Source organism: Elusimicrobiaceae bacterium, assembly GCA_028700325.1.
Lineage (GTDB): Bacteria > Elusimicrobiota > Elusimicrobia > Elusimicrobiales > Elusimicrobiaceae > JAQVSV01.
The window spans coordinates 1-11,930 of record JAQVSV010000062.1; the positions used below are offsets into that span (position 1 = coordinate 1).

Sequence of the window (11,930 nt, forward strand, 5' to 3'; positions counted from 1 at the left end):
GGCCTTGTCCAGCTGCTCGTACACGTCCTGCGCAATCGCCGAGGCGACCGCGGAACTGAGCGCCGCGGCTTCGCCGCAGGCCTGCCGATACTGCAGTTTGCAGGCCCGGGCAAACTGGCGGTACGCATTCTTGGGGTCTTTTACTTTCTTGTAGGCAAGCCCGCAGCTGTAATGCACGTCCGGCTGACTGTCATTAAGGTCAAGCGATTTGACGTAGCTGGCGACAGCGTCGGCGTAATCCTTCTTCGCCATATGGAGGTCGCCCAGCGCCGCGTGAACCTGCGGCAGGCCGGGACTGATTTCCGCCGCCTTTTTAAGATCCGGCGCGGCCTTCCTGTAACGGCGGATCTCCGTATAAATCATGCCGCGCAGGCACAGCGCTTCGGCGTACTGCGGATCGTATTTCAGCGCGCTGTCAAGCGCGCCGATCGCCGCATCGGTGTCTTTTTTGGACCGGAAATAAATTTCCGCCTCAAGATAATAAACCTGCGGGATGGAAGGATCCGCAGAAAGAGCGTCGCCCAGCAGGCTCAACGCTTCGTCGGGCTTGCCGTCGGCGTTAAGCCTGGAGGCCTGCTCCAGCAGCTCCGAAGCCTTGCCGCGCCGCTGCCGGTCGGCCTTATCCAGCTGCTTGACAAGCGCGCAGGCGCCATCGTTGCCCATGGAACAGGCCGCTTCGAAATCCTTTACTGCGGCGGGCAGGTCGTCCACCCGGTAATAAACGATGCCGCGGTTGTAAATGGCGACCGAGCTCTCGGGATCGCGTTCGACCGCCAGATTGAAAGCTTTCAGCGCGTTCTCATAATCCTTCGTCTGGGCGTAGCCGATCCCGTCGCTGATGAGGCTCTGCGACAGCCTGTCGGAAACCGCATGGCCCGCGGGCGCCAAAAAAAACAGCGACGCAATCAAAACGGTTCGTTTCATTGAATCAGCGCGGCAGTCCCGGTCTCGCGCAGATATGCCGCCTCGCAACCGAAAAACTGCGCGCAAAGATATCCGACATCGGCCAGAGTCCGGGCCTTGCCCGGGACGAGCCCGCCCAGCTCGGCCAGGCCTTTCCGTTCAGCCAGCAAAGGCAGCGCTTCGCGGTTATGGTACCCGTAATCGGCGCGATGGGCCATGCCGTGGTCAGCGGTGACGATCAGCAGATCCCCGTCGTCCATATGATTTTCGATGACGGGAATGGTGCGGTCGGCCTCTTCCAGGCATTTTATGCTGCCTTCCACATCGCGGGTATGGCCATAAAGGCTGTCCGTGTCCACCAGATTGGAAAACACGAATGTGCCGTTGGGCCGGTGCAGCGTTTTTGACGACAGCAGCGCGTTGACCGTGCCCTGCACGGAATAAGGATTGGTGTCTTTCTGCCCGGGGTGCACAAAATTCAGGCCCAGCGCGGGATCAATAAACGCTTTCCCGGTCAGCTTGATCTTGTCATGGTAGACGGTATTGACCAGTTCGCTGGTTTTACCAACCGCCACCGTCCATACATCGCGGGCGTAAAGCAAATCCACCAAAGTCTTCTTGCCCATCGCAAGCACCGCGTCATGCCGGTTGGGTGTGCGCACATACTCGCCCTCGGGCGTGCGCACATAGGCGCGCGCTATGGCGCGGGTAACAGGAATGCCGAGCCGCATGGCGGTTTCAAAGGCGGTATCGGCTATTTTGTGCTGCTCCGGCACCGGGATAACGCTCTCGTCCATCGCGATCTGGATAAGCGGGTCGCATTTGCTGGCATATACTATGGGGCAGCCGGTTTTCCGATGCTCCTCGGCGTTGAGCTCGATCGCTTCCACCCCGCCCGCCATTTTGTTAAAAATAGTTTTGCGGCCGATGCGTTTTTCCAGTTCGGCTATGAATTTTTTATCGAACCCGTCGGGGAAAAGACTGAAAGTGCGATCATCGCAGATACCGACCATTTCACGGTGTCCGATCACGCTGTCGGCCGAAGCGGATTGCTGTTCCAGCCGGGCCGCATACCCGCCGCCGCGTTTGCCCGTTATCCGGCCGCGGTACTGCGGCAGAATAATATCGCCCAGCCCCAGCCGCGCCAGATTCGGCAAACGCACTTCGCCGCCATATTTCGACAGCAGATATTCAATTGTCACCAGTCCCGCCGCGTCAAGAACCAAAACGACGGCTGTTTTCTGTTTTTTCATAGCCGCTCCCATCCGTAAATGCAATTATGATTATACATAATTCATCCGGATATCCAATAAAAAAATCCCGGGAATTCACCCCGGGATTTTTATCAAAAACCACGCCGCTGCGCGCTATTTCATGGCCAACGGCAGCTGAAGTTTCTAAAGATCCTTCTCGGTCGGAGTGAACGCCTTGCCGAATATGGTATTGAATTCGCCGGCAAACGCTTTCACGTCCTGCGCATTGTCTGTGTAATAGTCATTTTCCAGATTGTTGTTTTCGGCGCTGGAGGTCCAGTTAAAGGAACCGGTGACCACCATCTTGCCGTCAAAAATCCCGAACTTGTGGTGCATGACGCCCCTTCCGCTGTACCCGCTGTTCCATTTAAATACAAATTTGTTCTTTATAAAGAATTCGGTCAGCGGCGAACTGCCGGCCTGAAGCCGGTCCATTACGATCCGCACGTCAATACCGCGGTTTTTGGCATTCAAAAGCGCGTCGCCTATATTCTGGGAAAACAGGCTGTACATGCAGATATGGATTGCCGCCTGCGATTTGTCTATGGCGCTTATAATCGCGTCTTCGCTTCCGCCCAGCGGGGAAAACGCATACCGGGGAAACGCCGCGCCGTTAAACTCAAGCGACGGCTGCGAATCGGCCGGGGGCTTGCCGTAACTGCCCCACGGCACGTCCCCTTCGAGCGGCCCGTCCGCCACAGACCGGGTTTTCTCCCACATCCAGTCAAAATACGCCTGATACCCGGCTATAATGGCAGGTTCGGTATTGAAAATCGCGTTTTCGTAATTATTGCGATCCCCGGCGTTGGTCCAGTTAAAAGAACCGAATTTAACCATTTTGCCGTCAAAAATGGCCATTTTATTATGCATGATGCCCCATTTGCCGGTTCCGCGCAATACGCGCAGATTGACATTATTGTCCACCAGATACTGCAATTCCGCCGTGCGGCTGCCAAACATATGCGACTGATCTACAATAACTCTGACCTGCACGCCGCGCTCTATGGCCTTGACTATTGCCTCCGCCACATCGCGAAGCGAAAAAGCATAAACCGCCACATCAAGGGTCTTCGTGCAGTTATTGATATTTTTTAGAATATGCCCGCTGATATATTCATCTTCGGAGAATACTACCCGCGGTGCCTTCAGCGCAGGCGCTTTTGCGGTTTTGGCGGAAGCAACCGCGGCAGGCTTCGCGGCGGAAACACCGGGAACTGCAACAGCCCCCAGCGCGGCACGGCCTCTGGCTCCTAAAACCGAACCGGCGCCGTCCCATGCGACGCTGCCCTGAGCACCTGCGGACACGGGCGCCCACATCATTTGGGCGATTACTGAAAATATGATAAACAGTTTCTTCATTTGGCTATTTTCCTGCTATTAGGATAGTATATCCCCCAGGGCCCATACAGGGCCAATAGACCTATATTTCAATCTAGGCCCTCCCGCTTTAAACCGGCTCCGGAACACGTCCGCAAGAACAGCCTGCCGCCAGCATCTTCAGGCTATCGCCGGCAGAAAACTCAATTGACAGGCCTGCGCCACGCGCCCGATCTGCTGGCCGCGCCGCTAACTTAAGCGCATGGATCCGCGCAAGCGGCGCCTGTCAACCGCGTTTATGTTAAAATAGAACAGCATTGCCAGTTTACGGGAAACCTTTTGTCAACAGAAACCAGCACGGCGCCGCCGCAGAATATCAAGAAAACCGGCCTTTCCCCCAACCAGCGGCTAATGGAATGGGTTCTGGCTGCCCTGGCTGTTGGCTGGCTGCTGAAATGGCACGGCATATTTTTCAGGCCGGATTATTTTCTGCCGAGAGACAACTGCATTTTCATGTATCCGTATTTCGCCTACGCAGCCGACTATATCAGACAATTGCATTCCTTCCCCGCATGGCTTTACAACAGTTCCGGCGGCGCATGGATAGAGATATTTGCAAATAACTGTTTACTCCTCATGCCGCACAGGCTGCTGGGCGCGGCGGCCGGAGCTTTCACGGAACTGCCGCTGAATTTCATTTATAAAGTTTCTTTCCTTATCGTCGGGCAGGGCATCTTCCTGTCAGGCCTGTATTTTCTGGGCCGGCGATTGCTGCGCGGGCTGGAACCGGCGCTGCTGGTTTTCCTGACGTTCCTGTCCGTCGGCACCGGGATGCTGCATCAGGAACAGGTTCTGGGCACCCTGTTCTATCTGCCGTTCATCTGGCTTGCGGCATTGAAAGCACGGGAAGATGAATCCTTCATTATAGCCGCCGGAGCGCTGGCCGGGCTGGCGCTGAATAATCATTATCCTCAACTGCTTCTGATTTACGGGCTGGGAATGGTTCTGTGCGGATACTTCCTTATAGAGGGAGCAAAACCGCTCCTGTCCGCCTTTGTGAAAAAAGTGCGTTTGCGAACATGGGGACTGGCGCTGTCCGCCATGCTCATCTGCGCCGCACCGCTGATTTACTCCTGCGCCAGATATTACGGCAGGCTGGATTCACCAATACGCAAAGAGCGGCGTTTTTCTTCCCGGTCATACGCCGAATACCTCGGCATGAACCGGGAAAAGTTAGCCAGTCTGGCTCCGGCGAATTTCATTCTGTACGCCGGCGCGCGCCACAGCCCCGCCAGAATCGAAACCTGCGACGGCAACATCCTCTTCGCCACCTGCGCCCTGCCGCTGGTGTTGATACTCTCCTGCTGGCTACCGTTTCCGCTAAAAAAGTTCCAGCTGGGCGCGATAGCGTTTCTCGGGCTTTGCGGCATCGGTATTTTCGGGCCGCTGCCGCGCCTGTTTTTCCATGTTCTTCCCGGCATGAAAATGTTCCGGCAATGGTATCATTTTCTTCCGCTCCTCACCCTGCACCTGCTTGTGCTGGTTTTGCTGGTTTTGCGCGGGTTTGAAAACACGCCGTGGCGCGCCATTGCCGGCCGAGCCGGCATTCTGGCGGGCACGGCACTGCTGGTTACGGCGACACCCTGGCTGGCATGGCCGTTCACGGTCTGCGCGGGCATTGCCGTGGGACTGAAATTCTTTATTGAAAAAAAACTGCTGAATCCCGGTTTTTTAAAGGCTTTTGCGCTCTGCTGGCTCATAGGCGGCTCAATCTGGTGGGCTGGCCCGAAATGGCAGGCAATAACGGACGTGATGGCGATAGCCACAGATTCCTATGTGATACATAAAAACGGCAACCCTATCCAGCTAATCATGTTATCGCTTTATGCGCCGAATATAGCAACCATCAGGGATTATGACGCAAAAGATACCGAAACAATCTTCGGCGCTGACGGAATCTGCCTGCTTGAAGCAAACCGGCGCGGGCGCAAGCTTGATCCGCGCGAGTACTCGGTAACAGCGGCGCGCAACGGCTTTTCCGTTCACCTGACCGCTCCGCCCCCTCCGGACAGCTCGCTGGTTTTCATGCAATGCAACGACGGCGGCTGGCGCGCCGCTGATTTAGCCGGACAAACTCTGCCCATTGCAAACACGCCGGCAAAACCCGGCCGGATATCGAATTTCATTCAAATCCCGCTTAAAGCCGGGCAAACCGTAACCATTCAACGCAAACTTTCGCCATGGCATCTAATGATCACGCTTATGTGGCTGCCTCCGCTATTTTGGCTTGCCCTAAGAGTGCGTAAGAAAACCCGTCTTCGCTGATATCCCGCGACTACCCGCAGCAACGCGATCCGTCCAAACGATCTAACATATTGTGTTATATTATATATTGACAAATATAACTTTTCCTTATATAATGTGTCATAGAGGGTACCACCATGGACAAACTGGACCGGAACCGCGACACACCGCTTTACAACATAGGCACCGCCGCCCGCCTTTGCGGGCTGGAGATTTACACTTTGCGCTGGCTGGAAAAAAACGGGCTTCTTGCGCCCGGCCGGACACCCGGAAACAGGCGGCTTTTCAGCGACGCGGATATTGAAATTCTTGCTGAAATCGCCGCGCTGCTGAACCGCAACGTAAATATTCAGGGTATAAAGGTAGTGCTGGAAATAAAACGCATGCATCACATCACCATACGCACAACAACGCAGCAGACGGGAGGCTGAAATGCGCGCCGACAAATTCACTTTAAAAGTGCAGGAAGCTATCGCTCAGGCCGAGGAAATTGCGGCGCTGATGTCGCACCAGCAGGTGGAGCCGCTGCATCTGCTGAAGGCGTTTTTAAAGCAGGACGGCGGCCTTATTCCGGAGCTTGTGGAAAAAACGGGCGCATCAGCCGGCAACCTGCTTGCCCTTGCGGAAGGCGAACTGGGCCGCCTGCCCGCGGTTACCGGCGGCGAGCGCTACTATGCCGCCGCGCTGAAACACATTCTGGACGGCGCGCTGCGCGAAATGAAAACGCTCAGGGACGAGTTCATTTCATCCGAGCACGTCCTGCTGGCCATGACAAAAGAATCCGGCGATCCCGCCGCCAGACTGCTTGCCGCCGCCGGTGTCCGGTATGACGAGGTTTTAAAAGCGCTCGCCGCCATACGCGGCGGACATAAGGTAAGCGATCCTGACGCGGAAGGCAAATATCAGGCTTTGAAAAAGTACGCGCGCGACCTGACCGACGCAGCCCGGCGGGGCAAACTTGATCCGGTAATAGGGCGTGACGAGGAAATCCGGCGCGTCATTCAGGTGCTTTCGCGCCGGACAAAAAACAATCCCGCGCTGATCGGAGAGCCGGGCGTGGGCAAAACCGCCATCGTGGAAGGAATCGCCCAGCGCATCGCCTCGGGCGCGGTGCCGGAGGGGCTGCGGGAAAAACGCGTCGCCGCGCTGGATCTCGGCGCGCTCATCGCCGGAGCCAAGTACCGCGGCGAATTCGAGGAACGGCTCAAGGCGGTTCTTAAGGAACTGGAGCAGGCGGCAGGAAGCGTAATTCTGTTCATAGACGAGATACATACGCTGGTGGGAGCGGGCGCGTCGGAAGGCTCCATGGACGCTTCCAACATGCTCAAACCCGCGCTCGCCCGCGGCGAACTGCACTGCATCGGCGCGACCACGCTCAACGAATATAAAAAATACATCGAAAAGGATCCCGCGCTGGAGCGGCGGTTCCAGCAGGTGTACATAGGCCAGCCTACCGAGGACGACGCGATCGCCATACTGCGCGGGCTTAAAGAACGCTATGAGGTGCACCACGGCGTGCGGATCAAGGACGGCGCGATCATCGCCGCGGTCAAGCTGTCCGGCCGCTATATCACCGACCGGTTTCTGCCGGACAAAGCCATTGATCTTGTGGACGAAGCCGCCTCCAGCCTGCGCATGGAGATTGACTCCCTGCCGCAGGAAATAGACCTGCTGGAGCGCAAAATCACCCAGCTTCAGATCGAAAAACAGGCGCTCGGCAAGGAAAGCGACGAAGGCTCTAAAAAACGGCTTGCCGCCGTTGCGGAAGAACTGGGCGGCGTGACGGAGCAGTCGAAAAAGCTGAAACTCAAATGGACGGCGGAAAAAGACGCGATCGCAAAAATCCGCAAGCTCAAAGCCGGCATAGAAAAAACAAAAACCGACGAAACGCTCGCCCAGCGCGCCGGCGACCTCAACCGCGCCGCGGAGCTGCGCTACGGCACACGCCACTCGCTTGAAAAAGAACTGGAAACGGCCAATTCCGAACTCGCCGGACTGCAAAAAAACGGCAGCATGCTGCGCGAGGAGGTGGACGAGGAGGATATCGCAAAAATCGTGTCAAAATGGACCGGGATTCCCGTTTCCAAAATGCTGGAAGGCGAGGTGCGGAAACTGGTGGAAATGGAACAGCGGCTGCGGCTGCGCGTTGTCGGCCAGGACGAAGCGCTCGCGACGGTGGCGAACGCGGTGCGGCGTTCCCGTTCGGGGCTGGCGCCGGCCGGCAGGCCTGTCGGCAGTTTTATCTTTCTGGGGCCCACGGGCGTCGGCAAAACCGAACTCGCCAAAGCGCTCGCGGAATTCATGTTTGACGACGAACGCGCCATGATCCGTATTGACATGTCGGAATACATGGAAAAACACTCCGTCGCCCGCCTCATAGGCGCGCCCCCCGGCTATGTAGGCTACGACGAGGGCGGCCAGCTGACCGAAAAAGTGCGCCGCCGGCCCTATGCGGTGCTGCTGTTCGACGAAATAGAAAAAGCGCACCCTGACGTGTTCAATATTTTTCTGCAAATCCTTGACGAAGGCCGCCTTACCGACGGCAAGGGCCGCGCCGTGGATTTCCGCAACACGATAATCATCATGACCTCCAACATCGCCTCGCAGGAGATCATGGAAAACGGCGGCAAAACGGACCGGCTGCGCGAAAACGCGCAGCGCCTGCTGCTTGAGCATTTCCGGCCGGAATTCATCAACCGGGTGGATGAAACGGTTGTTTTCAACCCGCTGACCAAAGACAACCTGCGCGCCATAGCCGGCATGCAGCTGAACTTCCTTTCAAAACTGCTGGCCGAGCGCGATATGACGCTTGAGCTTACCGACTCCGCGCGCGAAGCCCTGTTCAAACTGGGCTATGACCCCGCGTTCGGCGCACGCCCCATGAAACGCGCCGTGCAGCGGCTTATTCAGGACCCGCTGGCCATGAAAATCCTCAACGCGGAGTTTGTGCCGGGCGACACGATCGTGGCTGACGCAGGAAAAAAGGACCGGCTGTCTTTCACCCGGAAATGAACCTGCCCGCTTTCGCGGGCCCGGCTTATCGGGCCCGCGGAAGAAATCCCCCACCCGCATAGCCGGAACGTGACAATTGTACCCCTTGCCGCGCAAGGCGACTCATGTTAGGCTATTATAACTTCATTCGAGCCGGCACGACGTTGAGGATTACGGCTCTAATTATAAAAGGTTACCCGCTGGCAAATAACAGCTTATTGTCTTTAGCGGGCTGATATTTCATAATAAATGATATACATAAGGGCCAAAAACGAATGGAAAACGCTTTTCTGTTTCTGATACGCCGGTTTGCAGCCCTCACTTCTGTGCTGGCAATTTTCAGCGGAGGGCTTTTTGCTCTTGCGCCGCCCAGACCCGGCGAGATTGACAGACTGAAAACCGAAGGCGCCCTGAAAGAACATATCGCATACGCAAAAGCAATCGGCAACAACAGGGTGTCGAACGGCTTGCTCCAGCGTTACAAATACAACATGCAGAAACTGGCGGGCAAAACCGGCCTTTCCGCCACACCTCCGCCGGCGTGGCAGAATATGCCTACTACCGGAAATGTGAAACTGCTGGTCGTGCCGATCCGGTTTTCCGGCACCGACAATCATTTCACCCAGGCCGAACTGGTCACCGAATACGAGAAACTGATAACGTTTTACAAGCAGAGCTCATATGGCCAGCTCAATTTTTCCGTAACGGTGCTTCCGTGGTACACCTATGCGGGCACACGCGCGTCAATACCGACCACGACGGCCGGCAGACAGGCGGTGATCAATGAAGCGCTTGCCGCGCAAAACGCGAACTACGATTACAGCGAGTTCGACAACGACGGCAACGGCTCGATTGATCTTTTCCTCACGCTCTGGGCCGGAACTCCCGGCGGCTGGAGCACGTTCTGGTGGGCATACCAGACCTCTTATTCCGGCGTAAGCAATTCCTATGACGGCGTGACTCTGGACGGGTATGTTTGGCAATGGGAATACTACCCCGAATATTACCCGCTCGACACCAGCCCGACATTCATATCCAACCATGAAGTAGGCCACGGACTGGGCCTGCCCGACTATTACGATTACGACGACGAAATCGGGCCGGGCGGCGGAATCGGCGGCGGCGACATGATGGCTGACAACACCACTGACCATAACGCTTTCAGCAAATTCCTGCTGGGCTGGATTACACCCTCGGTGTACACTTCGGGCACGAGCAACGTCACGCTGTCGTCGCAGGGCGTGGCGGGGCAGGCGCTGCAGATCATGCCGACGGCGGCTTCCGGCACGTCGTGGGACGAATATTACATGGCGGAATACCGGCAGGCTTCCGGCATTGACGAAGTCCTTCCGACCACCGGCGTCTACCTGTGGCATGTAGACGCGCGGCTCGATCTGGAAAACAATAACTATTATTATGAAAACTCTTTCTCGCGCCACAAGTTGCTGAAGCGCGTGGAAGCTGACGGAAATGACAGCATAGAAAACAACTCGGAAAGCGTGTCCGCGGGCAGCGTCTACACAAACGGGGCCACGTTCTCCCCGTCCACCACCCCGAACAGCAAAAACTATCAGGGCCTGGACACCGGCATAAAAATAGGCCCGCTGGTTTCCGGCACAAACCAGTACACGGTGCCAGTCAGCGTGCTCGCCGGGCCTGCGATAACCGACCTGTCGGCGGCGAACGGAACGGCCACCGGCGAAGTGGCGCTGTCGTGGACCGTGCCGGCCGGCGTCAGCAGTTACGACATAGCTTACGCGACCTGGACGGCAGTCGCCAGTTATCCGATGTCCTCCACGCTGGGCACCGGCTGGACGCTGGAGTCTTCCAACGGGACAACCGGCAACTGGTATATTTCCGGAGGCGCCCTGCAAAGCGGCGATATCGCGCGCGACAGCGACTATTACGGTTACTCGACCATCAGCCGCACCATCACCGGGCCTGGAACGCTTAACTTCTCGTGGAAAGTGAGTTCGGAGGAGAACTACGATTTTCTGAATTTTCTTGTTGACGGAACGCCGGTCTACCGCATCAGCGGAACCACCGACTGGTCCGCCGCCAGTTACGTCATCGCGGCGGGCGATCATTTGATCACCTGGGAATACGCCAAAGACTCTTCCGCGTCCGGCGGCGCCGACAAAAGCTATCTGAGAAACGTCACGATGAATTACAGCGACCCGGAAATCAGCTGGCCGGAAGCGACGAAACTGACCACCGCCACGGTCGGCGCGGCCGGCTCCGCCCAGACATACACCGTAACCGGGCTGAACACAGCGTATTACTACTATTTTGCGGTCCGCACAAAAACCGCGGCGGGCGCGCAGTCGGAAATGTCGAACACGGCGGAATTTCAGCCGGCGGAAGATCTTATAGCGCCGGCGGCTGTTTCCGACCTTGCCGCCTCGGGCGGCCCCTCAGCCAACCAGATAACGCTTCACTGGACCGCGCCCGGCGACGACGGCACCGCCAACAGCATAACCGGAGGAAAGTTCGAACTCCGCTACGCCAGCCATTCGGCGGTGACAGCCGGAAACAACACGCTGGTTTCCATTGCGACCTCCGCCGCGGCCGGCTCCGCGCAGACCTATACGGTAACAATTACAAGCGAACCGATGACTTACTGGTTCGCGCTGTGGACCTACGACAGCGACAGCAACGCTTCCGCTGTTTCCAATATAGCCACCGCGTCGGTCTTGCGCGACACCGCCGCGCCCGCCGCAGTCACGGATTTCGCCGTACAGCCCACCGCCGCGGAAGGCCAGCTGAAATTCAGTTGGACGGCGCCCGGCGCGGACGGCTCCTCCAATACCATCACCGACGGGGAGTTTATTATACGGTACTCCTCCACCGTCACCGACATCACGATAACCAACGGAACCGAACTGGTCATCGCAACCACCGCGGAGGCCGGCTCGGAACAACAGTATATTCTGTCGAACCTTGTATACGGCGCGACCTATTACGCCGCGTTATGGACGAGGGACGTGTCGGACAACCTGTCGGACGAATCGAACCAGGCGCACGCTTCCCCTTATGACGAGCCGCCCGCCGCTCCTGCCAGCCTTTCCTCGTCCACGTCCGCCGGAGGCACTGTCACGCTGTCATGGCCCGCTTCCGTCTCGCCCGACCGCAGTTACTACCGCATCTACGCCGACACGACCC

At 57.2% G+C, this 11,930-nt stretch carries 7 protein-coding genes; 4 read left to right on the forward strand and 3 right to left on the reverse strand.

The annotated features are described in order from the left end of the window. The 3 genes from PHW69_07940 to PHW69_07950 all read right to left on the reverse strand — a co-directional run. Nucleotides 1-924, reverse strand: a 924-nt coding sequence (locus PHW69_07940) for a tetratricopeptide repeat protein (protein MDD4005116.1), incomplete at its 3' end; no start/stop codon positions are given. After that, the gene (locus PHW69_07945; protein ID MDD4005117.1) at nt 921-2,156 is read right to left on the reverse strand and encodes a hypothetical protein; all 1,236 of its coding nucleotides are present in this window, start codon (nt 2,154-2,156) and stop codon (nt 921-923) included. The genes PHW69_07945 and PHW69_07940, both read right to left, overlap by 4 nt. 144 nt (nt 2,157-2,300) lie before the next feature. Then, complete coding sequence (locus tag PHW69_07950) at nt 2,301-3,515, reverse strand: phospholipase D-like domain-containing protein (protein ID MDD4005118.1); 1,215 nt, start codon at nt 3,513-3,515, stop codon at nt 2,301-2,303. 297 nt (nt 3,516-3,812) lie between these two features. On the opposite strand from PHW69_07950, the gene PHW69_07955 reads away from it, so the two are divergent. From PHW69_07955 to PHW69_07970, 4 genes are all read left to right on the forward strand, one after another. Beyond that, the gene (locus tag PHW69_07955; protein MDD4005119.1) at nt 3,813-5,798 is read left to right on the forward strand and encodes a hypothetical protein; all 1,986 of its coding nucleotides are present in this window, start codon (nt 3,813-3,815) and stop codon (nt 5,796-5,798) included. A 116-nt stretch (nt 5,799-5,914) separates the two neighbouring features. Continuing rightward, on the forward strand, nt 5,915-6,208 hold the full coding sequence (locus tag PHW69_07960) for a helix-turn-helix domain-containing protein (protein MDD4005120.1): 294 nt from the start codon (nt 5,915-5,917) through the stop codon (nt 6,206-6,208). Between the two features lies 1 nt (nt 6,209). Continuing rightward, nucleotides 6,210-8,789 (forward strand): ATP-dependent chaperone ClpB, encoded by a 2,580-nt coding sequence (gene clpB / locus PHW69_07965; GenBank protein MDD4005121.1) that lies wholly within the window; start codon nt 6,210-6,212, stop codon nt 8,787-8,789. A 254-nt stretch (nt 8,790-9,043) separates the two neighbouring features. Continuing rightward, nucleotides 9,044-11,930, forward strand: a 2,887-nt coding sequence (locus tag PHW69_07970; GenBank protein ID MDD4005122.1) for a M6 family metalloprotease domain-containing protein, incomplete at its 3' end; no start/stop codon positions are given.